Annotated in this window: 17 protein-coding genes; 15 read left to right on the top strand and 2 right to left on the bottom strand. The window is 47.1% G+C overall.

Features of this window, described 5'->3' with window-relative positions:
- The first annotated feature begins 188 nt into the window (after nucleotides 1–188).
- The 15 genes from MKY35_RS14640 (at nucleotide 189) to MKY35_RS14570 (ending at nucleotide 22,065) form a co-directional block, all read left to right on the top strand.
- A complete protein-coding gene (locus MKY35_RS14640) occupies nucleotides 189–3,839 on the top strand; it encodes a dynamin family protein (protein WP_342444105.1) in 3,651 nt (1,216 codons plus the stop codon).
- A 263-nt stretch (nucleotides 3,840–4,102) separates the two neighbouring features.
- On the top strand, nucleotides 4,103–5,878 hold the full coding sequence (locus MKY35_RS14635; protein WP_029518158.1) for an ABC transporter ATP-binding protein: 1,776 nt from the start codon (nucleotides 4,103–4,105) through the stop codon (nucleotides 5,876–5,878).
- A complete protein-coding gene (locus tag MKY35_RS14630; RefSeq protein ID WP_342444104.1) occupies nucleotides 5,875–7,713 on the top strand; it encodes an ABC transporter ATP-binding protein in 1,839 nt (612 codons plus the stop codon). The genes MKY35_RS14635 and MKY35_RS14630 overlap by 4 nt, the downstream gene beginning before the upstream one ends.
- 130 nt (nucleotides 7,714–7,843) lie before the next feature.
- Nucleotides 7,844–9,028 carry a formate-dependent phosphoribosylglycinamide formyltransferase gene (gene purT, locus MKY35_RS14625; RefSeq protein WP_342446654.1) on the top strand — a complete coding sequence of 395 codons (1,185 nt, stop codon included), beginning with the start codon at nucleotides 7,844–7,846 and terminating at the stop codon, nucleotides 9,026–9,028.
- Entirely contained in the window at nucleotides 9,021–9,482 is a 462-nt protein-coding gene (locus MKY35_RS14620) for a GNAT family N-acetyltransferase (protein WP_013310623.1), read from the top strand. Before purT ends, MKY35_RS14620 begins: the two co-directional genes overlap by 8 nt.
- Before the next feature lie 207 nt (nucleotides 9,483–9,689).
- The gene (locus MKY35_RS14615) at nucleotides 9,690–10,430 is read left to right on the top strand and encodes a CAP domain-containing protein (RefSeq protein WP_029518155.1); all 741 of its coding nucleotides are present in this window, start codon (nucleotides 9,690–9,692) and stop codon (nucleotides 10,428–10,430) included.
- A 227-nt stretch (nucleotides 10,431–10,657) separates the two neighbouring features.
- The gene (locus tag MKY35_RS14610) at nucleotides 10,658–11,338 is read left to right on the top strand and encodes a TIGR00266 family protein (RefSeq protein ID WP_029518154.1); all 681 of its coding nucleotides are present in this window, start codon (nucleotides 10,658–10,660) and stop codon (nucleotides 11,336–11,338) included.
- A 175-nt stretch (nucleotides 11,339–11,513) separates the two neighbouring features.
- A complete protein-coding gene (locus tag MKY35_RS14605; protein ID WP_039271184.1) occupies nucleotides 11,514–12,461 on the top strand; it encodes a GDSL-type esterase/lipase family protein in 948 nt (315 codons plus the stop codon).
- Nucleotides 12,461–13,537 carry an ABC transporter ATP-binding protein gene (locus MKY35_RS14600; protein WP_029518152.1) on the top strand — a complete coding sequence of 359 codons (1,077 nt, stop codon included), beginning with the start codon at nucleotides 12,461–12,463 and terminating at the stop codon, nucleotides 13,535–13,537. Before MKY35_RS14605 ends, MKY35_RS14600 begins: the two co-directional genes overlap by 1 nt.
- Nucleotides 13,530–14,519 carry an ABC transporter permease gene (locus MKY35_RS14595; RefSeq protein WP_039271187.1) on the top strand — a complete coding sequence of 330 codons (990 nt, stop codon included), beginning with the start codon at nucleotides 13,530–13,532 and terminating at the stop codon, nucleotides 14,517–14,519. The genes MKY35_RS14600 and MKY35_RS14595 overlap by 8 nt, the downstream gene beginning before the upstream one ends.
- A gap of 98 nt (nucleotides 14,520–14,617) precedes the next feature.
- Nucleotides 14,618–16,597 carry a DNA topoisomerase IV subunit B gene (parE, locus tag MKY35_RS14590; RefSeq protein WP_039271190.1) on the top strand — a complete coding sequence of 660 codons (1,980 nt, stop codon included), beginning with the start codon at nucleotides 14,618–14,620 and terminating at the stop codon, nucleotides 16,595–16,597.
- 22 nt (nucleotides 16,598–16,619) lie between these two features.
- On the top strand, nucleotides 16,620–19,082 hold the full coding sequence (gyrA, locus tag MKY35_RS14585) for a DNA gyrase subunit A (RefSeq protein WP_342444103.1): 2,463 nt from the start codon (nucleotides 16,620–16,622) through the stop codon (nucleotides 19,080–19,082).
- 275 nt (nucleotides 19,083–19,357) lie between these two features.
- Nucleotides 19,358–19,828, top strand: coding sequence for a MarR family transcriptional regulator (locus tag MKY35_RS14580; protein ID WP_165146821.1), 471 nt, complete (start codon nucleotides 19,358–19,360; stop codon nucleotides 19,826–19,828).
- Nucleotides 19,829–20,093: 265 nt separating this feature from the next.
- Nucleotides 20,094–20,579 carry a MarR family transcriptional regulator gene (locus MKY35_RS14575; RefSeq protein ID WP_342444102.1) on the top strand — a complete coding sequence of 162 codons (486 nt, stop codon included), beginning with the start codon at nucleotides 20,094–20,096 and terminating at the stop codon, nucleotides 20,577–20,579.
- Nucleotides 20,563–22,065, top strand: a complete 1,503-nt coding sequence (locus MKY35_RS14570; RefSeq protein ID WP_342444101.1) for a DHA2 family efflux MFS transporter permease subunit — start codon at nucleotides 20,563–20,565, stop codon at nucleotides 22,063–22,065. Before MKY35_RS14575 ends, MKY35_RS14570 begins: the two co-directional genes overlap by 17 nt.
- Before the next feature lie 136 nt (nucleotides 22,066–22,201).
- Here the strand turns inward: MKY35_RS14570 and MKY35_RS14565 are convergent, their stop codons facing one another.
- Nucleotides 22,202–22,948 carry an RluA family pseudouridine synthase gene (locus tag MKY35_RS14565; RefSeq protein WP_342444100.1) on the bottom strand — a complete coding sequence of 249 codons (747 nt, stop codon included), beginning with the start codon at nucleotides 22,946–22,948 and terminating at the stop codon, nucleotides 22,202–22,204.
- A gap of 9 nt (nucleotides 22,949–22,957) precedes the next feature.
- A complete protein-coding gene (locus MKY35_RS14560) occupies nucleotides 22,958–23,821 on the bottom strand; it encodes a class I SAM-dependent methyltransferase (protein ID WP_342444099.1) in 864 nt (287 codons plus the stop codon).

Below are 23,821 nucleotides of genomic sequence, written 5' to 3'. Positions count from 1 at the left end.
AATGATCCGTTTTGGACAGAATAAAATGAACTTTTTGTTATCATGTACGAAAACAGCGTTCCCTAAAGCCAGGTACTGGCGGGGAGCGCTGTTTAGTTTTTTTGATGTGATGATTCTCACAATGGCTTAGGAATGCTACAATATAGCTATTTGGTGCAGACAAGTGATAAGGAGTGGAACCGTAGCTTATGATGCAAACGATTACAGGGGATGCGGGAAAGTGGTTGGATACGATAGAACAGATACAGAATACACTGCGTAAAGCCGGGGATGAAACGGGAGCGAAGGCGGTAGGGGATCTGCTGGAAAAAGCATATGCGCAGGAGCTGACCATTGCCTTTTGTGGACATTTTTCAGCGGGTAAATCGAGCTTGATTAACAGCCTGTGTGGTAAAACCGTCCTGCCATCTGGACCGGTGCCTACGAGCGCTAATGTAGTGTCCATCCGTTATGGACGTCCGAGAGCACTCATTCATCCAGCCCAAACAGCGGAAAATCCAGAGCCGGAAAGCATGGAAGCCTCCCTGTCCGAGCTTGCTGAGTATTGTAAAAATGGTGGAGCCTATGAATCGGTTCAAGTGTGGGAGGATGTTCCCATATTATCTAGCGGAGGAGTGCTGCTGGATACACCCGGCGTCGATTCCACAGACCACGGACATGCGCTGGCGACACATTCTGCTTTACATTGGGCAGATATTGTTTTTTATGTGATGGATTACAACCATGTCCAATCTGAAAATAATTTGTCCTTTGCCAAAAGTTTATCGGATTGGGGCAAGCCGTTATATTTGATCATCAATCAAATCGATAAACACCGGGAGCGGGAGCTTTCATTTACACGTTATCGTAATGAGGTGGAGACTAGCTTTCACGCCTGGCAAGTTCATTATACGGACATCCTTTTTACTTCCTTGAAGGAGCAGAATCATCCATGGAACCAGTGGAAACAGTTGACGCACCTGATTCCGAAATTGCTGGAGCGAAAAACAGAGCTTTTGGCATACAGTTTAGTGTCCTCTATGCACCATTTGGTAGAGCAACATGTAGAGACTGTGCAGTCAGCTGAAGAAGAGGAACTGAACACACTGCTAAAAGAAGCGGGTGGGGAAGAAGCCGTTTTGCGGCTGGATATAGAGCAGAAAACCTTGCAGCAAGAAGACGAACACTGGAAGATGCTTCCCGAGCAGGAGCGTAAACGGCTGCGTCAAGAGCTGGATCATCTACTGGAACACGCACATTTGACGCCAGCGGAGCTACGTGAAGCCGCAGGCGAATACTTAGAGAGCCGCAAGCCGGGCTTCAAAACAGGACTATGGTTTGCAGGAGGAAAGACTGAGCGAGAAAAGGAAAGCCGTTTGGAACGGCTGACAGGAATGCTGACTGATCAGGTGGAGGGACAATTGCTTCCTCATGTACGGGAGCTTCTGCGGTCTTGGGGTGACGGTCAGGGGTTGTGGTCCGCTGCGATGGAGCAGGAGCTGGATGGCATCCGTCCTGTGATAGACCGGCAACTGGTAGAGCAGACGGTGAAGGAAAATGCGTTGTCGCCAGAGTATACGTTAAACTATTGCAAGGACCTACGCGCTGCTGTGACCGCCGATTGCCGCCGCAAGGCGCTGACGCTGCTAGACCGCCTGCTGGCCCAGCTAGCAGTGCGAGCCGAAGCCCGCCGCACGGCTCTCGCAGAGAAGCGCACTGCGCTGTTGGCGCAGGCGGAGGCGGCGAGCCGCTATAGCACCCGCGTGCAGGCCTCGGCTTCGTACGCCAACCTGTTGCGCAGCTTGCTGCCGCAGGCTTCCGCGCCAAGCGGGTTGCCCTGTGCGGACGCGCCTGCATCGGCGTCCGATACCGCCGCTGCTGCGGCGCCAACGGGCGTTGCGCGCCCTGGCATCGCTGGCCCGGGCAACGCATCGGCACAGCCGCTAGCAGGGACGGCGGCAGCACAGCCTGCCGCTGGAGGCCGCCGCACGCGGTTGGATGCAGCAGCGGCCCAATTGAAGGCTGCCGCTGCCCTCGTAAGTCCGTACCCTGCCATGCAAGCGGCGGTACGGGATTTACATGCCCGCGCCGCTGCGCTGGAGGGCGGGCAGTTTACGCTGGCGCTGTTCGGAGCGTTCAGCGCTGGGAAATCCAGCTTCGCCAACGCTTTGTTGGGTGAAGCTGTGTTGCCCGTATCGCCGCATCCGACGACAGCGGCGATTAACCGCATAATGCCGCCTGCAAGTGCTGAGCGCCATGCCACGGCTGACGTCCATATGAAATCAGTGGACGCGTTGCGGGAAGATCTTAAATACTCATTTCGGTTATTAGGATTGGGAGAGCCAGGGGCAGCGGGCTGGCAAGAAGCCGTTCATGCTTTATCTCCGGAAGGCATCCATCCTGCGGGCAGGCCTCATTATAGTTTTTTAAAGGCTGCCGCAGCCGGATGGGAAGAAGCTGAAAGCTTGCTGGGACAACAGCTTCAGGTGAATTTAGAGCAGTATCGGGATTTTGTCGCGTCTGAGCACAAATCATGCTTTGTGGAGCATATTGACCTTTATTATGATTGCGCTCTGACCCGTCAGGGCATCGTGCTAGTGGATACGCCAGGAGCGGATTCTGTGAATGCACGGCACACAGGCGTGACCTTCAACTATATGAAGCATGCGGATGCTCTTGTATTTGTCACATATTATAACCATGCGTTTACGCAAGGCGACCGGCAGTTCCTGAATCAACTAGGTCGAGTTAAAGAGACCATGGCACTGGATCAGACGTTTTTTATTGTTAATGCATCAGATCTGGCTTCTTCTGAAGAAGAACTGCATTCTGTTACCCGGCATGTACAGGAACAACTACAGGCAAATGGAATCCGAAAACCACGTATTTATCCGCTTTCCAGTATGCTGGCGTTGGAAGCTACCGAACAGGGGGAGGCTTCGCTGCGTTCAGCTTCACGTTTTGATGCATTTGAAGATGATTTCTCGGCATTTGCAGCCGAAGAGCTGGCAGGTTTGTCCATCGCTTCTGCTATGCAGGAACTGGCCCGGCTGCGGAACCGCATAGAGCAACATGCAGCCGATGCCCGGTATAGCGTGGAAGAACGGGAGATACGATTAGAGCGATTAACTCGCATCCGTGGGGAATTGGAGCATACGCTCCTAGGCCTGACTGATAGCAACGGTGCATCTGTGTTATCGGACGAGACCGATGAACTGCTGTATCATGTACGTCAAAGGCTGTCCTATCGGACTGGAGAATTTATGGCAGAGGCGTTTCATCCATCTGTTCTGCGTGAAGGAGTAGGTGATCTTCGTTCGGCTTTTGCATCTTGTGGTCGTGAGCTGATGCGTTTAATCGAACTGGAGCTGTCTCAGGAATTACTGGCAACCACACTACGGCTGGAAAAAACGGGACAAACTTTGGTGCACAAGGCTATACAACAGTGCGTAGAACACATGAACCATCAGTTGCCAGGACTAGATTGCACAATTCCTGAATCGAGAAAATGGACTGTTCCCGAGCTGAAGGAAATTTCCCTGCAGGAGTCCATTCATTGGAAGGATTATTGGAATAGCTTTAAAAATCCAAAGCTATTTTTTGAAGGAACTGGTCGAGCGAATCTACAAACCAAACTGGAGCCGATATTACGCGAGCGAATCGGGGAAGCTGTGGATCAGCAACGTGAACGAATGTCTGCTTTTTACGTTACGCTCATGCAGGAGGAACAATTGTGGCAGAAAGCTCAGCTTCGAGAGCAAATGCTGGAGACGACTCGTGGCATGGAGCATGCCCTTATGGGCGGTGAGCAGCCACAGGTTTGGAAAGAACTTGCTGGCAAGATTGTGGCTTTGGAGTAAAGATAAATATGTTCACCAATGATTAAAGATCAGGACACCGGGTTGTGGGACAACCCGGTGTTTTATGCATGCTCCAAAAAGAAAGCAATACTGAGTAAATAGCCACATTCAATAATAAGAAAGCGATTTAATTTGTCTAATCAGCCACCAATTGATAACCTGCCTGAATACGGCTCGTTATCCTCTTTGCCGCCTTGGAACGCGAATGGTAAACTTCACTAAGCCATATAACAACGTCGTGCAACTAATGGAGGGACATTGACATGGAAGTGCTCAGGCAACTGCAAGTTTTTTTTCGCGAGAGGAGACACTATCTGTTTCTTTCTATTTTATGCCTTGCGATAGCGACGGCTCTGGGACTGGTGTATCCGAACCTGCTCCAAAGGCTTATTGATAACGCTATCATCCCCGGTGACTTCGGGAAAGTTCCGGCGCTGGCTCTGACTGTGCTGGGAGTAGTCATCATCAAAGGGTTCATGCAATTTTTACATGGTTTTTTTGGTGGACGGCTAGGTAACTACCTGGCATACCGCCTCCGCAATGCTTGTTACGAAAAGCTGCAATTTCTGTCCTTTAGATATTATGACACGGCCAAAACGGGTGATCTCATGTCCCGACTGACTGGTGATTTGGAGGCAATTCGTAACTTTATTGGGTTTGGTTTTGCCCAACTCCTCAATGTGCTACTGATGGTCGTATTCGGCTCTATGATGATGCTGTATATTAACTGGCAGCTCACCCTCATTACGATGATCAGCATGCCATTGCTGCTCTTCGTCACATTCAAGTTTGAATCCCGGATTCATCCCACCTTTCAGGAAATGCGGATTGCCCTTAGCGCCTTGACGACAGCGGTCCAAGAAAACATAACAGGTGTGCGAACCGTCAAATCTTTTGCCCGCGAATCATATGAAGTTGAGAAATTTTCAGTACGTAATGAGCAATACAAAAGTAATCAAATTCAAGCTGCTTCCTTATGGAGTCGGTTCTTCCCTGCTATGGAACTAATTGCTTCTGTCAGTGTGGTCCTTCTGTTGGGCATGGGCGGGTATCTGGTCATTCAGAAGTCAATGACCTTGGGGCAGCTCGTCGCTTTCTTTAGCTTAATTTGGTATATTATCGGCCCCATCTGGAGCATTGGCTTTCATATCAATAACTATACGCAGTCCAAAGCTTCTGGTGAAAGGGTCTTGGAACTGCTAAATCAGTCCATAGATGTAACCGATGAAGCCGGAGCACTTACACTCGATGCCGATCAGGTGGAAGGACATGTTACGTTTGAACATGTTACCTTTGCTTACGGAAATAAGCTTCCTGCTGTTGTTGACATCAATTTAGACGCACCGCCAGGATCAGTCATTGGAATTTTAGGAGGAACGGGGTCAGGGAAGTCTACCATTATTCAATTACTCATGCGTGCTTATAATGTGAATGCAGGAAGTATCAAGTTGGATGGCAAGGATATACGTCACTTGAAGATTCGTGATTTGCGTGCTCAAATTTCTTCTGTGTTTCAGGAGACGTTTTTGTTTTCGTCCTCTATACGTAATAATATTTCATATGGTTTAAGCCATGTCAGTATGGATGACATCATACGCGTTTCCAAACTGGCTCAGGCGCATGAATTCATAACTGAACTACCGCTGGGATATGACACTGTCGTTGGAGAACGTGGATTGGGACTGTCCGGAGGGCAGAAACAACGGATCGCCATCGCGCGCGCACTACTCAAAAATCCGAAAATTCTGGTACTGGATGATGCTACCAGTGCGGTCGATATGGAAACAGAGCATGAAATACAGACCGGTTTTCAAGAGGTTATGCGTGGTCGAACAACATTTATAATCGCTCATCGAATCTCTTCGCTTCGCCATGCCAATGAAATTGTGGTGCTTGAGGAAGGACGAATCGTCCAGCGTGGAACACATGAACAGCTTATTGCTACTCCAGGTCCATATCAGGATGTGTATCATATTCAATACGCCGATTACATAGCTCAGGCTCCAGACGGTGTATCCGAAGGGCAGGTGAGACCATGAATATACCCGCAGAAAAAGCCAAACCGTTAAAAAAACCGACGAATGAGCGCTTTGTCTATCAAGATGATGATGTCATTGACAAACCGTTTAACTGGTCAGAATTCAAACGTTTGCTGGCATACATGAAGCCCTATGCCCGTCAGATTCTGCCGATCCTTCTGGTCATGATGATTCTTGGTACCATTACCAAACTGACGGTTCCTTATTTGATCAGTCTGGCCATTGATAAGGCAATTGCTCCCGCATGGCCTGCACTACCCAGCGTAAAGTTACTGCTGCTCATCACGGGTGCCGTGCTCTTGTTATATTTAATTCAATGGGCAGCCAGCACGTACCGCATTAAATTCACCAATATTATCGGTCAACGGGTTATTTACGATTTGCGTGAAGATTTGTTCAAGCATATTCAAAAGCTATCCTTTAACTTTTTTGATAAGAGACCGGCAGGTTCTGTATTAGTGCGCGTGACGAATGACATTAACTCGCTACAGGATCTTTTTACGAACGGTGCAGTGAATGTCCTGATTGACTGCGTACAGCTTATCGGAATTATTGTCATCTTGCTGCTTATTAACTGGAAGCTCGGTTTGGCAGTAATTGTGACCGTTCCGATCATGTTTTTGATCTCGACCAAGCTGCGCGTTCGCATCCGTCGCGCTTGGCAAGAAGTGCGTATGAAGAACTCGCGTATCAATTCTCATTTGAATGAGTCTATTCAGGGGATTCGTGTGACACAAGCATATACGCAGGAGCAGGAAAACATGGCTTATTTCGACGACATGAACAGCTCTAGCAAAAAATCGTGGGATAAGGCTTCTGCCATGAATCAGGTTTTTGGCCCACTTATTGATATTACCGGAGGTTTTGGTACGCTTGTGCTGTTCTGGTTTGGAGCGCATTTAATTCAGACAGATCAGCTTACAGTGGGACTGCTGGTTGCGTTTGCCAACTATGTTGGGAACTTTTGGGAGCCGATTAATCGGCTGGGCCAAATGTATAATCAGTTACTAGTTGCGATGGCCTCGTCAGAACGAATTTTTGAGTTTATGGATGAACAGCCGAATATTGCAAACAAACCGGGAGCAATAGCCTTGCCGCCCATTCGGGGCGATATCCAATTTGAAAAGGTCATTTTTGAATATGAGAAGGGACGTCAGGCGCTTAAAGGTATTAGTCTTTCCGTCGAAGCGGGTCAATCTATAGCGCTTGTGGGTCATACCGGCTCAGGTAAAAGTACAATTATTAATCTGCTCAGCCGTTTTTATGACATTACGTCAGGGCGGCTTACGATTGACGGTCAAGATGTGCGTGATGTCACGGTGGAGAGCTTGCGAAGCCAGATTAGCATCGTGCTTCAGGATACATTTATTTTTTCGGGGACGATACGCGATAATATCCGATTTGGCCGTTTGGATGCGACGGATGAGGAAATTGAAGCGGCTGCGAAGGCGGTCAATGCTCATGAATTCATTGTTCACTTGCCAGCTGGCTATGAAACAGAAGTAGAGGAGCGGGGGGGAATGCTGTCCATGGGCCAGCGACAGCTCTTATCCTTTGCTCGTGCCTTGCTGGCTAATCCGCGAATTCTTATTCTGGATGAGGCCACAGCCAGTATTGATACAGAAACGGAGTTGAAAATTCAGGAGGCTCTTCAGGTTTTACTGGAAGGCAGAACTTCTTTTATGGTCGCTCACCGTTTGTCTACCATTCGAAATGCTGATCATATCGTTGTACTGGATCATGGGGAAATCCAAGAAAGTGGTAATCATGAACAATTGATGAAAAAACATGGAATATATCGGGGGCTGGTGGAAGCACAGTTCAAATTTTTGTAAAAAAAAGATCAAAAAATCGCGTTTTTTGTAAATTTAAATGCCGAGCACTATTGCATTCTTGGAGCTAAACCCTGAAAATAAAGATGAAAAGAGATCAGAGCAATTTTCGTCAGAGGGGGAAGAGTTCAAGATGTGGGGTGCTCCTTTTTCTGCCAAGGCTAAGAAGATGCTGCTGCTGGGTAGCGGCGAATTGGGAAAAGAAGTCATTATTGAAGCTCAGCGGCTTGGCGTGGAATGTATTGCTGTTGATCGCTATGAACTGGCTCCAGCAATGCAGGTAGCCCATCGCTCTCACTGTCTGGATATGCAGGATGCTGAGGGGTTGAAGGCACTAATTCGTGAGGAAAAGCCCGACATAATTGTACCTGAAATCGAAGCTATTGCTACGGGTGCTTTGGAAGAATTAGAGCAAGAAGGATTTCACGTAGTACCAACGGCCCGTGCCGCCCGTCTTACGATGGACCGGGAAGGTATCCGCAGGCTGGCTGCCGAGAAATTACAGCTTCCGACTGCTGCCTATCGTTTTGCAGATAACTTTGAGCAGTTGCGGTCGGCGGTTCATGAGCTGGGCACGCCATGCGTGGTCAAGCCCTTGATGAGTTCGTCGGGTAAAGGGCAGTCTGTATGCCGGGCAATCGAAGATGCAGAATCCTGCTGGAATACGGCGCTGGAAGGCGCGCGTGCCAAAACTACACGTGTCATTGTTGAAGCTTTTGTCCCGTTTGAGAGCGAAATCACCTTATTGACCGTCAGATCGGTTTCGGGTACGACTTTTTGCCCACCGATTGGCCATATTCAGAAAGATGGGGATTATGTCGAATCCTGGCAGCCCCATGGCATGACGGACAAGCAGCTTTCGGAGGCGGAAGACATTGCCCGTACGATTACGGATGAACTGGGTGGTTACGGATTGTTTGGCGTAGAGCTATTTTTAACGGCTGATGACGTCATATTCAGTGAAGTATCCCCTCGTCCGCATGATACAGGAATGGTGACCATGATCACGCAGGATTTGTCGGAATTTGCACTTCACGTGCGGGCCATCCTCGGATTCCCGGTGCCATCTGTCACGTTGCTTACACCAGGAGCCTCAGCTACTTTGAAGGCAGAAGTGGCTACGCGGGATTTTGTAATAAGCGGTCTGCATGATGCATTATTGCTACCCCGGACACAGGTGCGAGTGTTCGGGAAGCCAGAAACCAAGCCGGGTCGCCGGATGGCTGTAGCGCTTAGCGCTGCAGAAGATGTGGAAACAGCACGGAAGACGGCCAAAGAAGCTGCTAATATGCTGAAAGTGGAGGTAAATCATGTCTAACAATGTGATGATTCCAGTACTGACAATTCGTTCCGTAGAGCTTGGCGATTGCGAAGCCGTAACAGGACTACTAAGAGAAGTCGGATACCCGATGACTTGTGGTGTAATGAAAGAAGTTATGGGAACAACGCGGGAGGACAGTCAAGCGAATATGATGGTTGCAGAAATGGATGGTCGTGTTGTCGGAGTTATCGGCATGCATACGGCTCAAAGCTTGGCTTATCCTGATCCTGCCGTACAAATCACCATGCTAGTCGTGAGCGGGGAGTATCGCGGCGAGGGCATTGGCAAGCGCCTGGTGGCTTGTGGTGAGGAGTGGGGACGTGCGCAAGGATGCTATCATTTATTCATTACTGGAGCGAATAACCGCATCAAACAAGTAGAGGCCCGGGCTTTCTACAACCGAATCGGCTTTGAAAAGCAAGGCTACCGTTTCAGCAAAAAGCTTAGATAATCAGCCTACAACAAGACAATCTAATACTTAAAGCCTCACTACTTTTAACTTAGTTCCGCATGGTTCATTCCGAGCGGGGCTATTTTTTTTCCAACTTTTATACCATTGATCCTGCTATAAAACATGATATACTGCTAGAGTAAAGATTACAAAGTTGTAACCGGACGCGTTCACACCAAGGCATTTATACACCAAGGAGATGACGAAATGAAGAATATGTTGAAAAAAACACTTGTGATGGGAAGTCTAAGCGCCATTTTATCCGCAGGATTCATCGTTCCGGCATCAGCTTCACCAGCTGACGATTTGACTGCCCAACTACAACAGTGGTTTCAAAATAACGGATATACCGTCAATATGTCCAACGGGACGACTACGATAACAAAGACCGTAATTAAGGATGCATCTGAAAAGGACAAGGCTAAAAACAAAACAGCAAATCCTTCATCCGGCAAGCAAACAACAACCAAACAAGGTAGCCAAAAGGCTTCGCAGTCTAGTAACAAGCAACAGGCCCAAAAACAAAACACAAATTCAGGCGCGGGTCAGTCTGCAGGGTCTGATGCACAACTCAGCAAGTCCCAATTTGCAGCTGAGGTTGTAAAGCTTGTAAACAACGAGCGCAGCCAAAAAGGTCTGAAGCCCCTTACATCTAATGCGAAGCTTACAGAAGTAGCCTTAGCCAAGGCGAAGGACATGAGCACGAACAATTACTTTTCCCATACATCTCCGACCTACGGTTCACCCTTTGATATGATGAAAAAGTTCGGTGTAACTTATACGTATGCGGGTGAGAATATTGCTATGGGACAACAAACACCACAAGAAGTAATGAAAGCTTGGATGAACAGTCAGGGACATCGTGAGAATATTTTGAAGGCAGAATATACGCAAATCGGTGTGGCTTACTACAATGGATATTGGGTACAAGAGTTCACACGTAACTAAGATGATAGTAAATACGTTCGAAACGTCATGCCGCTGTTATGAAAAGATAGTGGCATGACGTTAATCTGGAGACCCGCTGACACGTTCAGCGGGTCTTTTGGTGTCTCTTATTCCTCCACAGGCATAACCCTTGCTTTATACCAGAAAAGACATAAGGGACGTATTTATAGTATGATAGCAGCAAGTTGAATGGATAGCAGACTATTTATGGAAAGCTAGGTGAACAAATGAGCTACGAAATCGTGCATGAAGGTGCCTTTGCTATGCTCAAGGTGCAGTTGAACCCCGGGGAAATGATTAAAGCGGAAATGGGAGCAATGGTTTCCATGTCTTCCAGTGTAGATATAAAGGGGACGGTAGACGGTGGACTGTTACGTGGTTTAGGTAGAATGCTAAGCGGAGAAAAATTCTTTTTTCAAGAACTGAGGGCAGCCCGTGGGCCAGCTGAAGTGTTGTTAGCCCCTGCCAGTATAGGTGATGTACAAGCGGTGGAATTGGATGGCACGTATAGGTTGATGGTCCAAAAGGACGGTTTTCTAGCTTGTACAGAAGGCATTGAGGTTAGCACCAAAATGCAAAACCTGATGAAAGGTTTATTCTCCGGTGAAGGTTTTTTTATCGTAGAAATCAGTGGTCGAGGTACGGTATTCCTATCCTCTTATGGAGCCATTCATCCCATTTATATCGCGCCAGGAGAGGAGCGTATTATTGATAATGCTCATCTGGTGGCATGGCCGGATTATATGGATTATAAAATTGAAAAAGCATCAAAAGGCTGGTTGTCCAGCGTAACGAGTGGAGAAGCGCTTGTATGCCGTTTTCGCGGTGAAGGAACGGTACTGATACAAAGTCGAAATCCGGGCAGTTTTGGACAATGGATCAAAAGTTTCATCCCTGATAGCAAATAGTTTGATTCGTTTGATTAGAGAAGAGAGGATAAACTGTTCGCACAAGAAAGTATAATATAAGGGTGGCCATTTGCCATCCTTTTTTTGCATGTTCATGGGAAATTATATGTGACTCTAAGCATTTATTGCGCTTTTATTCCGAACGGTTTATTTGCAAAATGATATAAGAAGCTTTATGTTTATTTCACTAAGCTATCAGGAGGGAACACGAGTGAATTCATCAAAATGGATTTGGCGGTCTGTCGGTTCCGTTTCCATTGCCGCCACATTGCTATTATTGTACGGATTTATTACAGCAGTACAAAGTATCACGGCTCCAGAGCCAATGGTTAGCACTCAACCTGTACATTCCGGTTCATCGCAGACACAAACTGCGCCATCCGCTACTAATCAGACGGGAGAGTTTCGGGTAGCTGCCATTGGAGATTCGCTAGCCAAAGGCACGGGGGATGACTCCGGAAGTGGTTTTGTGCGTCGGTCGGTGAGCTTGTTAAATAATCAGGAAGGTCATAAGGCTCAGCTCATAAATAATCTGGGGATTAATGGACTGACGACTCAAGGACTATTGACCAAGCTGGATGAGCCTGGTGTTTCTTATGTGTTGAAAAAGGCTAACGTTATTATGGTCTCGATTGGCGGAAATGATTTATTTCAGGGGGCTCAGGCTGCCCAAACCGGCAAAGAGCCGCCTACACTCAGTGGTTTGCGTAAAGCTGTGCCTGATGCCGCCAAACGTCTGCAAAAAGTGCTGACAAAGGTAGGAAAAATTAATCCGAATGCTAAAATTATCTATGTCGGATTATATAATCCATTCAGTGATCTGCAGGAAATGAAAATTCCCGGTAATCTTGTGGTAACAGAATGGAATCTGGCTGCCATGGCAATTACCAACCAAAACAGCAATATGACTCTGGTTCCAACTTTCGATTTATTCCAGCAAAATTTGCCCGTCTATTTATCATCCGATCATTTTCATCCAAACGGACAGGGCTATCAGGCAATCGCTGAACGTATCGCGCAAGGGTTTGCAGTTGCAAACACGAAGGATGCCGATAAAGTGGATAATGAACAACAGTCTACAAGCAGCCAACCTGCTGAAGTTAAAAAGGGAGGGAACAACTAATGAGCATCCAATCTGCTGACAAGAACGGGACTGGAATAACCGAAAATTCGACCTCAAGGGATGCAGTGTCCAGTTTCCATTCCGCCAATCAGGTTGGCAGCACAGGCAGAGACAGAAGCAATAACGAAACAGTTCTCTCTGTTCAGCACGTTAAGAAACGTATCAAACGCAAAATGATCATTCATGATGTCACATTCGACGTTCGTGCGGGTGAAATTTTCGGATTTCTCGGCCCTAATGGGGCTGGGAAAACGACGACTATTCGTATGCTGGTCGATTTAATTAAGCCTACGGAAGGGACGATTACTGTCTGTGGACATAATGTAAATCGTGACCCTGAGCAGGCTTTACGGCATATTGGTTCTATTGTGGAAAATCCAGAGGTGTACAGCTATCTGACAGGATGGGAGAATTTAGAGCATTTTGCCCGTATGCAGCCTGGTGTAGACGAACAGCGTATCCGCGAAGTCGTTGAGCTGGTTCGGCTCGATCGCCGTATCCATGATAAAGTAAGTACGTATTCTCTCGGAATGCGCCAGCGTCTTGGTATAGCCCAAGCCTTGCTCGGTAGACCGAAATTGCTGATTTTGGATGAACCGACGAACGGGTTAGACCCCAAGGGGATCAAGGAAATGAGAGCTTTTATCCGTTTGCTAGCGGCAGAAGGCATGGCTGTATTTGTTTCCAGTCATTTGCTTAGCGAAATCCAGCTGCTATGTGATCGGGTGGCAATTATAAGTCGGGGAAAGGTGCTAGCTGTAGGTGGTGTACGAGAACTGGTTGAGACGCACTCACATATGGCCGTATGGCAACTGGAGCCTCGTGATCAGGGTCTTGCCATATTGCAAAATTCTCCGCATGTGCAAATGATTACGAACGCCGATGAATTAATTGATGACAGTATTGTTGCAGGTAGCGGAGCCGATGCAATTTTTACAGAAATGGATGAAGAGCATATTGCGGAGCTGGTGACACAAATGACGGCTTCCGGTATTTCCGTTAAAGGTGTAACCAAAATCAACCCTACATTGGAGCAGCTATTCCTGAAAATGACGGAAGGTGAGATACTTGAATAACATTTTACCGCTCGTACAAAATGAAACACTCAAAATTATCAAGAAGAAACGATTTTATGTCATTTTACTAGTTTTACTTGTGCTTGTGCCAATTTTTACGTACGCTCAGATGAAAGTGGCAGAAAACAATCGCGAAAAATTCGGCAATGATTGGCGGCTTGAACTGCGTCAGGCGATTACCGATAATCAAAACTCGCTGGGAAGTGACCGGGTTCCCGAGGAATGGAAGACCTACCGTCGGGTCTTTGTGCAGCAGATGCAATATTATTTGGAAAATGATGTGAATCCGAATGAGCCGAGTGGTGTCACTTTTACCAGAGAGTTTATGGATAATTCGATAAATTTGTTCGTTCCGCTGTTGATTATGGCTATTGCCTCCGACTTGGTTTCAGGAGAACGGACGACAGGCACGATAAAAATGTTGCTGACCCGCCCAGTCAGGCGGTGGAAAATACTGCTGAGTAAGCTGCTGACATTGTATATGTTCGTCTCGCTCATCATTTTGGCTGTATTTGTTATTAGCTATCTGATATCAGGCTTGTTTTTTGGTTTTCGCGGTTTTAATGTTCCGGTATTTACCGGATTTCAAATTGTTGGATCGACGGTGGATTTGTCTGCTGTACATGCGATTCCACAATGGCATTATCTGATGCTGCAAGCCGGATTAATCTGGTTTGTCAGTCTTGTGGTAGCTTCGTTAGCCTTTATGGTATCTGTCCTGGTACGAAGTACGGCGGCAAGTATCGTGGTCATGATGGCTGCACTCATTTCGGGCACTATTTTGACAAACATGGCTTCGTCTTGGCAGAGTGCTAAATATTTATTTATGGTTAACCTCCAATTAACCGATTATTTATCTGGAAGCCCCGCCCCGATTGAGGGAATGACTTTACCCTTTTCTTTAGCTGTACTGGGCATTTGGGGGGCTGCGGCATTGATTGTTTCATTCGCCGTCTTTACGAAACGGGATATATTGAATTAAAATGGACAAGGTAAAAGAAAACATCTGTTTGCATTTTTGGTGAAAATCATCAAGAATAAGGCAAAACACGGTTACGATTAGACAAAGGGGGAGCATGAATGGTCGACAAAATCGACTTGTCTGCGGGAGCGTCCGGCACACAAAGCGGAGCTTCAGAATATGGCGCGGACGACATTCAAGTGCTCGAAGGGCTTGTGGCAGTTCGCAAACGGCCGGGCATGTACATCGGGAGCACCAGTTCTTCGGGGCTGCATCATTTGGTATGGGAAATTGTAGACAACGCGGTGGATGAACATCTCGCCAAGTTTTGCTCTCGCATTGATATTACAATGCATAAGGACGGTTCCATTACGGTATCAGACAACGGGCGCGGTATTCCTACAGGAATGCACAAAACGGGAATTCCTACGCCTCAGGTTGTATTCACCATTTTGCACGCCGGAGGCAAGTTTGGCGGTTCGGGATATAAAAAGTCCGGGGGTCTGCACGGTGTAGGTGCATCTGTAACGAACGCTCTTTCGGAATGGCTTGAAGTAGAAATTTACCGGGACGGCAAGATTCACCGTCAGCGGTTTGAATATTGGCAGGACAAGAAGGGCGTGGAGCATGTCGGGGAACCGACCACAGGCCTTGAAGTGCTGGGCAATACTAACAAGACGGGCTCGAAAATTACATTTAAACCGGATATTCGTGTATTTCAGGCAGGCATTCATTTTAACTACGATACGTTGGCTGAACGCCTTCAGGAGATTGCTTTTCTAAATTCGGGCCTTCGTATTCAACTTAAAGACGAACGCAGCGGAAAGTCAGATGAGTATTTTTATGAGGGTGGCGCAAGTCAGTTTGTTGCTTTTCTGAATGAGGGCAAGGATGTGCTGCATGATGTTATTCACTTTAATGCCGAGAAAGAAGACATTGAAGTAGAGATTGCCATCCAGTACAATGCGGGTTATACAGAGACGATTGCTTCGTTCGTTAACTCCATTCCGACACGTGGCGGAGGTACGCATGAAACGGGATTCAAAACTGCTTACACTCGTGTCATGAACGACTATGCGCGCAAAACGGTGATGTTGAAAGAAAAGGATAAAAACTTGGAGGGCAACGATCTACGTGAGGGCATGATGGCTGTAATCAGTGTCAAGATGGCTGAGGTTGAATTTGTCGGTCAGACAAAGGATCAACTGGGTAGCGCTTCGGCACGGAGTACAGTGGATGCCATCGTATCTGAGCAGATGCAGCGTTTTTTGGAAGAAAATCCCCAGATAGCACAAACTTTGATCAAGAAGGCAGTTCAAGCATCCAGAGCGCGTGAAGCTGCACGTAAAGCTCGGGATGAGATGCGTTCCGGTAAAAAGCGCAGTGAAAGTTCCAATTTGAATGGTAAACTGTCGCCTGCGCAGTCCAAGGATTTTACACGTAATGAGTTGTTTATTGTGGAAGGCGATTCGGCTGGAGGATCAGCCAAGCAGGGACGGGATTCCAAAATTCAGGCCATCTTACCGCTAAAGGGTAAGCCGATGAATCCGGAAAAATCCAAACTGGCGGATATTATGAAGAATGATGAGTACCGTGCTATTACAGCAGCTATTGGTGCGGGGGTAGGAACAGAGTTTTCGCTGGAAGACAGCAATTATTCCAAAATCATCATTATGACCGATGCAGATACAGATGGTGCGCACATTCAAGTGCTGTTGTTGACGTTCTTTTATCGGTACATGAAAGAGCTTATTGATGCAGGACGCATATTTATTGCTCAACCGCCATTGTATAAAATAACTCGAAAGTCGGGTAAGCTCGAAACGGTGCGTTATGCTTGGACTGACGAGCAGCTTGATAATTATTTGAAAGAATTTGGACGGAATTTTGAGCTTCAGCGCTATAAAGGACTTGGGGAAATGAACCCTGATCAGTTATGGGAAACAACGATGAATCCCGATTCACGCACCTTGTTACGCGTTCAGATAGAGGATGCAGCCAAGGCTGAACGTAGGGTGTCCACTTTGATGGGTGATAAGGTGGATCCGCGCAAACGCTGGATCGTGGAAAACGTAGATTTCACGGAATACGTAGAGTAGTGCTATCAAATGAGGTGTATACATGAGCTTATCGGAGCAGTTTTTGCCAGCTTTTCTGGAGGAAGTGGTCGGTGACCGCTTTGGCCGATATTCCAAATATATTATTCAGGATCGGGCGATACCCGATGTAAGGGACGGATTAAAACCCGTGCAACGTCGTATTCTTTATGCAATGTACGATTCGGGCAATACGCCGGATAAAGCATATCGTAAATCGGCCAAAACCGTTGGGGACGTTATGGGTAATTACCACCCCCACGGTGACTCGTCGATTTACGACGGCATGGTACGGATGGCGCAGCCTTGGAAAATGAGTCACGTGCTGGTGGACGGTCACGGTAACTGGGGTTCCCAGGATGATGATCCGGCGGCAGCTATGCGTTATACGGAGGCTCGCTTGTCTCCGATCGCAATGGAAATGCTGCGCGATATTGAAAAGCGTACGGTTTTGTTCAAGGACAATTTTGATAACTCGGCCAAAGAGCCTGTTGTATTGCCGTCTCGTTATCCAAATTTATTGGTGAACGGTTCCAGTGGGATCTCGGCGGGATTTGCGACAGAGATCCCTACGCATAGTTTACGCGAAGTTATTGATGCCAGTATTGCGGTGATGGAAAAGCCGGAGATTGAGTTGGAAGAGATTATGACCTTTATTAAAGGTCCTGATTTCCCGACGGGCGGACTCATTATGGGTGGCGAAGGTATCAAGGACGCTTATCGCACGGGAAAAGGACGCATTTATATTCGTTCCAAAACGGAAATTCAGTCTTTGCGCGGAGGTAAGCAGCAACTGGTCATTACCGAAATCCCATACCAGATCGTCAAATCAAGGCTCGTAACCGCCATGGAAAATATCCGTTTGGAGAAAAAGGTGGAAGGGATTGCCGAGGTTCGTGACGAGAGTGGACGAAATGGTTTGCGCATTGTTGTCGAGCTAAAGAAGGAAGCCGATGCGGAAGGGATTTTAGCATATTTACTGAAAAAAACCGATCTACAGGTGGCATATAACTTCAACATGGTAGCCATTGTGAACAAAGCGCCACATCAGCTTGGGCTAAAGTCCATTTTGGAAGCGTATATTGCTCATCAACGCGAAGTTGTTACTCACCGTATCCAGTATGAACTGGAAAAGGCAGAGGATCGTGCCCATGTGCTGGAAGGTTTGGTCAAGGCGCTGAACATTCTGGATGAGGTCATTGCAGCCATTAAAGCTTCCAAAAATCGCCAGGACGCGCAAAATAATTTGCAATGGATGTTTGGTTTTAGCGAACGTCAGGCAGATTCTATTTTGACTTTGCAGTTGTACCGTCTCACCAATCTGGAAATCACCACGCTTGAAAAAGAACTGGGTGACATCCAGAAAAAAATCGCGCAATATCGTTCTATTCTGGAAAGTGATCGTAAGCTGATCAGCCTGATTCGCAAGGAACTGTTGGAAATTCGCGAAAAGTACGGCATTGACCGTCGTTCAGATATCCAGGGCGAGGTAGAAGAGATTAAGGTGAACCTGGAGGTTATGGTGGGAGCAGAGGATGTACTGCTGACACTCTCGAAAGATGGCTATGTGAAACGTACAAGTATGTTGTCATTCACTCGTTCAGGTGGGGAACGTTCAAGTTCCGGTGTTAAAGAAGGGGATTACGTTACCCAATTGCTTGATGTGAATACGCTCGATGTATTGCTCGTCTTCACCCAGCGCGGACAGTACTTTTTATTGCCTGTACATCAGGTGCCAGAGTATAAGTGGAAAGAGCCGGGCACTCCAATTGTCAACGTCATTCCGTTATCGAAGGAAGATCGTATCGTAAGTGTGATTCCGCTCAAAAACATCGAGGAAATCGGTAAAAGTCTGGTATTTGTAACAAAGAAGGGCCAAGTAAAGCGTACAGAATTGAAAGAATATGCTACAAAACGTTCTAGTGCCGTAGCCGCCTGCAAAGTAGCAGGGGACGATGAGGTATTATCGGTAACGTTAAGCGAGGGTACCCGGGATATTATGCTGATTACCCGCGCGGGTATGAGTATACGCTTCAAGGAGCAAGAGGTTAATGCGATGGGCCGCGTCTCGGCTGGTGTCAAAGGTATACAGCTGGCGGAAGGCGATGAAATTATCGCGGCGTTATGGGTAGATGAGGATGAAGGAGAAGTGTTGGTGCTGACCGAGTCCGGTTATGGTAAGCGTACGCTTCTGCTGGATTATCCTACACAGGGAAGAGGCGGCAAAGGAATCACCACCTTTGAGTTCAAGGAAGGCAAACGAGTACGTTCGAATGGAACTCGAATCGTGGCAGCTTTCTATTGCCGTGAAGCTGTTCAATTATTTGCAATCACAGCAGAAGGACAAACGATGTCCTTCCTTTCGGAAAAGGCTCCTTTGACCGACCGAAAGGATACAGGCAAGCTGCTAGCTCCAGTAGAGAAGAAGGACGAAATTGTGAATGTGCTGCTGCGTAGTGAGCCGCAAGCTTCTCAGTCCATAGAATAATAGGAAAGTCAAGCGCTCTTTAGCTCGAAAAAGAGAGGTCCTCTCGTGCCATTCCGGCACGAATGAGGACCTTTTTGCCGTCATGATGTCGAACTCTGACCAGCCTTCAAAACCGAGGTGAGACTTCCTTCCCCTTTTCATTTGATGCTCCAAAAACGGCAGGAAACCGGGGCTGAATGGCGAAAATTTAATGTGATGAAATACAATCCGGACGGTGGCCCATACGGTAACTTTGATGCTTTTACTGACCCTGTTATTTAAAGGAGTGAGGCAAAATGCAAACGACCGAATTTGCGAAAATCTGGTCCAGAATGGCTAAGGATTATAAGGTTCATATGGAGCAGCAGCTGGCTCCATCACTAACCGAAGCTCAACTTACGGTGCTGGAGGTTTTGAACGAATACGGCCGTATGAAACCGTCTCAACTAATTCCATATCTCGCCACCACACCAGCCGCGGTTACGATGCTGCTGGATCGGATGGAGCGGAATCGACTGGTCACCCGTTTCAGAGATGTAAAGGACCGTAGAATTGTATGGATTGTCATTTCGGATCAAGGGAGAGAAGAAGTAGAGCGTGGAATACGAATACGGGATGATTTTCTGGGTTCTGCACTAAACCGAATTTCTCAGCACAATCAAAATTTGCTGGTTTATTTGTTGGGGAAAATTACAACGAAGGCGAAGACTTCAGTATCGGCAAGTGAGAATGAGGGAGTAAAGGAACCAATAGAGCGAGCAGAATAACTAGAATGGTGGCTACATGAAAAGTAGCTGTACGCAGCAGGTTATCATTTTAAGGTAAGTAGGAGTGCGCGGATATAAATACCTATCGTGGTATTCATACCGCGCCTTTTTTGTGTTGAAGTATAGGTGGTATTTGGGTGAATGTTGACATTTACATAAGAGATGATAAAATAATAGTTATAAATAAATAACATTTCGTATGCAAATAGTTGCTAGTTTATGTATATGGATTGTGAATTGGGGATTAGAAAGAAGGATGGTTTCAGTGAGTGACAGAGAGGAAGACAGACTTGAGGTGTACCGGATTATTCAATCGGTAAGGGAGGTTAACAAAACGATATTTTATGCCTTCTGGAATGAGGAGCAGCATTTGGATCTGACGGCCATTCAGCATATGGCTTTGGCAATTCTGAATAAACGCCCCAACATCGGGTTATCCGAGTTGGCAGACATAGCGCATGTGGGAAGCAGCTCTATGAGTGGGGTGGTTGACCGCTTGACCAAGGCAGGATATATTGCTCGCGGACGGCATGAGCATGACCGTAGATCCTTAGTGCTGACGCTTACACCGGAAGGAAAAGATATCATGAAAAAGGTAGACGCCATGTGGATGGAGCGCGTCTTGCCCATTCTGGACATCCCGAAGGAGCAGCTAGAGATGGTCCTGGATATCCATAAACAAATGATCATGAAATTAACACCGAAGGGAATGAATCAACTTGAGCAGTCCTCAAATGACACTACCAGGTAATGTACGCAGAGCACCCATTGTGGCCGCTCTGTTGATTGGCGCGATTGTAGCGATATTAAATCAGACGTTAATCAGTGTGGCTTTACCGAAAATGATGAGTGATCTGAATATAGATGCCAATATAGCTCAGTGGCTTAGCACGGGCTTTATGCTTGTGAATGGGGTACTGATCCCGGTGACCGCGTTCTTGATTGCCCGTTTCTCTACTCGTAAACTGTTTATTAGTGCGATGACTATTTTTTCAATCGGCACACTGTTATGTGCTATAGCGCCAAGCTTCAGCATATTGCTGATCGGTCGACTTATTCAGGCCGCGGGAGCAGGTATCATGATGCCATTAATGATGGTCGTTATCTTGAACATCTACCCAATAGAGCGTCGTGGCCGAGCGATGGGAACCTTGGGGATTGCGCTGGGTTTTGCTCCAGCCATTGGGCCAACCTTATCCGGTTATATAGTACAGCATTATGACTGGCGGGTATTGTTTTGGATCATCCTACCGATTTCAGTGATTTCGATTGTGATCGGATTTATTTTTCTGAAAAATGTAACGGAGCAGTCCAAGCCTAAGTTGGACATTCCTGGCATCATTTTGTCTACGCTCGGTTTCGGTGGACTGTTATACGGCTTTAGTGATGCAGGAACATCAGGTTGGGGAAGTATTCCGGTCCTGTCTACGCTTATCGTTGGGACAATTTCGCTTATTTTGTTTATTATCCGCCAGCTGAAGGTAGATGAGCCTATGCTGGAGTTCCGTATCTTTAAATACGATGTGTACAGCTTGACGACAATCATTAATGTGATTGTGACGATGGCTTTGTACGCCGGTATGATATTGCTTCCGATTTATTTGCAAAATATTCGGGGTTTTACACCGCTCCAGTCCGGAATGCTAATGTTACCGGGAGCGATTCTGATGGGGCTCATGTCTCCTGTAACGGGGGCTATTTTTGACCGAATCGGAGCGCGTTGGTTGTCTGTAATTGGTTTGCTGATCATGGCTATAACAACTTGGGAATTTACACGGTTGACCGAAACAACCACCTATATGGCACTATTAATTAATTATACGGTGCGGATGTTCGGGATGTCTTTGCTAATGATGCCGATCCAAACGGCCGGGTTGAATCAGCTTCCACAACGATTGAATGCACATGGTACGGCGATGAGTAACACGCTGCGAATGATTTCCGGCTCGATTGGGACGGCAATTCTGGTGACGGTGATGTCCACACAAAGCAGCAACCGTTTGACATCGATTGTTACATCTGAGGGACTAACCGTGACGGATAAAGCGGGGATGCTGGCTGCAGGCAATCAAGCTACAATTTATGGGATTAACTCTGCTTTTATCATTGCAACAGTGTTGAGTGTGGCCGCTCTGATTTTAGCGTTTTTTATCAAAAATACGAATGCAAAAAACGCCCATCCCCGTCAACAGCTGGTAAACAGCAAGAAGGGGCAGTCCGTGGCTTCCTCGTCATAAAAGGATAAGATGACGCATTAATTTAATTTTCTACAAAAAAGAACCTGTAACGCATGTGAACAAACATGCATTGCAGGTTCTTTGTGCAAATGGGGATTGAGGATGTAGATATCCAGATGGAGCAGGGCTTTTCGGTTCAAATTTCAGACGTAATCATGTTCTCGTAAAGCGACCTGGGCCATTCATTCCATGGAAATTGGACAGGAGGTAACGAGTGAAATCTCATATCGTCCTTGCTAACCGGATGCGGTGCTCCAGCGAGTAAGGACCAAAGCGCCAGCTGTTGACCGGGCCGACTCAGATGACCCCCATATTTTTGGTCACCGTAGAGGGGACAGCCGATCGCCTGCATTTGCACACGAATTTGGTGTGAGCGTCCGGTGTGCAACTTAATCTGCACGAGACTGAGTCCATCTGTTTGTCCGATTACGCGATACTCCAAAATGGCTTCCTTCGCACCAGCCGTGCCAGGCCGAACCGTTTGAACCGTGTTGGTTCGACTATCCTTTAGCAGGTAATGGGTCAGACGGCCTTGTGGGGCCGTAGGAACGCCATTCAGAACGGCTGTATACAGTTTGTGAAAATGACGACTTCGAACCGACTCTGACAGGCGAGAAGCAGCTTTGGACGTCTTAGCAAAAATCATGGCTCCACCTACAGGCCGATCCAGTCTGTGAACTAAACCCAAAAAAACGTTACCAGGCTTATTGTGTCTAATTTTTAAATCTTCCTTGAGTAAAGACAACAGATCAGGATCACCACTGGCATCCTCTTGCGTTGGAACATTGACAGGCTTTACAACCGCCAAAACATGATTGTCCTCATATAGGACAGGGATGTTCGACTGTGCATGTTCATGCCGAGTAAGTTCATTTTGAGTCATAAGAGGAATTTAAGCCTCCCAGCGTCCGAGAATACCACAAGGCAAATTCAATCCCGAGCGTGTGATCGGCAATCCGATTTCACCAGCGCTAATTTGGCCGCCGTACTTTTGTTGCATTGTCATGCTCAGCATGTTACGCAATACAGTAGGCGAAATACCTGTAGTATAGGAGTTAATCAACATGAACAGCGGTTGATCCGAAATGATGCTCATGCAGGATTCGAGAAACGGGTATAAGCTTTCTTCAAGCTTCCAAGTTTCCCCGTTCGGTCCGCGTCCGTATGAAGGAGGGTCCATAATAATGGCATCATAACGGTTGCCCCGACGTTGTTCCCGTTGCACGAACTTGAATACGTCATCCGTAATGAAGCGTACCGGACGGTCAGCCAGACCGGACAATTGAACGTTTTCCTTTGCCCACTGTACCATGCCTTTGGCGGCATCCACATGAACTACACTGGCTCCTGCATACGCAGCAGCAGTAGTGGCTCCTCCCGTGTATGCAAACAGGTTCAGTACGGAAATCGGTCTGCCTGCGCCTTTGATTTTATCTATCATCCAGCTCCAGTTTGCTGCTTGCTCCGGAAAAAGACCAGTATGCTTGAAGCTGGTCGGTTTAATGTGGAATTTAAGCGGTCCATAGCTAATGGTCCAGCGCTCGGGGATAGGTTTTTTCATATCCCAGTTGCCGCCACCGGAGGAACTGCGGTGATAATGCCCATGAACATTACGCCATTCGGCTGTTTCTTGGGCCAAAGGCCATATGATTTGCGGATCGGGACGACGCAGGACAATATCACCCCAACGTTCCAGTTTTTCACCACCGCCTGTATCCATTACTTCGTAGTCTTTCCATTCTTGTGCTACATACAT

It is taken from the genome of Paenibacillus sp. FSL L8-0638, from assembly GCF_038593075.1.
GTDB lineage: Bacteria > Bacillota > Bacilli > Paenibacillales > Paenibacillaceae > Paenibacillus > Paenibacillus polymyxa_D.
This window is presented reverse-complemented; position numbering and strand designations above follow the sequence as displayed.

Excerpts from the sequence above, each read along its gene's own strand:
- MKY35_RS14605 (WP_039271184.1), top strand. The coding sequence starts at position 11,514 with ATGTTTATTTCACTAAGCTATCAGGAGGGAACACGAGTGAATTCATCA.
- parE (WP_039271190.1), top strand. The coding sequence starts at position 14,618 with ATGGTCGACAAAATCGACTTGTCTGCGGGAGCGTCCGGCACACAAAGC.
- MKY35_RS14635 (WP_029518158.1), top strand. The coding sequence starts at position 4,103 with ATGGAAGTGCTCAGGCAACTGCAAGTTTTTTTTCGCGAGAGGAGACAC.
- MKY35_RS14565 (WP_342444100.1), bottom strand. The coding sequence starts at position 22,948 with ATGACTCAAAATGAACTTACTCGGCATGAACATGCACAGTCGAACATC.
- purT (WP_342446654.1), top strand. The coding sequence starts at position 7,844 with ATGTGGGGTGCTCCTTTTTCTGCCAAGGCTAAGAAGATGCTGCTGCTG.
- MKY35_RS14610 (WP_029518154.1), top strand. The coding sequence starts at position 10,658 with ATGAGCTACGAAATCGTGCATGAAGGTGCCTTTGCTATGCTCAAGGTG.
- MKY35_RS14615 (WP_029518155.1), top strand. The coding sequence starts at position 9,690 with ATGAAGAATATGTTGAAAAAAACACTTGTGATGGGAAGTCTAAGCGCC.
- MKY35_RS14620 (WP_013310623.1), top strand. The coding sequence starts at position 9,021 with ATGTCTAACAATGTGATGATTCCAGTACTGACAATTCGTTCCGTAGAG.
- MKY35_RS14640 (WP_342444105.1), top strand. The coding sequence starts at position 189 with ATGATGCAAACGATTACAGGGGATGCGGGAAAGTGGTTGGATACGATA.
- MKY35_RS14580 (WP_165146821.1), top strand. The coding sequence starts at position 19,358 with ATGCAAACGACCGAATTTGCGAAAATCTGGTCCAGAATGGCTAAGGAT.
- gyrA (WP_342444103.1), top strand. The coding sequence starts at position 16,620 with ATGAGCTTATCGGAGCAGTTTTTGCCAGCTTTTCTGGAGGAAGTGGTC.
- MKY35_RS14600 (WP_029518152.1), top strand. The coding sequence starts at position 12,461 with ATGAGCATCCAATCTGCTGACAAGAACGGGACTGGAATAACCGAAAAT.
- MKY35_RS14570 (WP_342444101.1), top strand. The coding sequence starts at position 20,563 with ATGACACTACCAGGTAATGTACGCAGAGCACCCATTGTGGCCGCTCTG.
- MKY35_RS14630 (WP_342444104.1), top strand. The coding sequence starts at position 5,875 with ATGAATATACCCGCAGAAAAAGCCAAACCGTTAAAAAAACCGACGAAT.
- MKY35_RS14560 (WP_342444099.1), bottom strand. The coding sequence starts at position 23,821 with ATGTATGTAGCACAAGAATGGAAAGACTACGAAGTAATGGATACAGGC.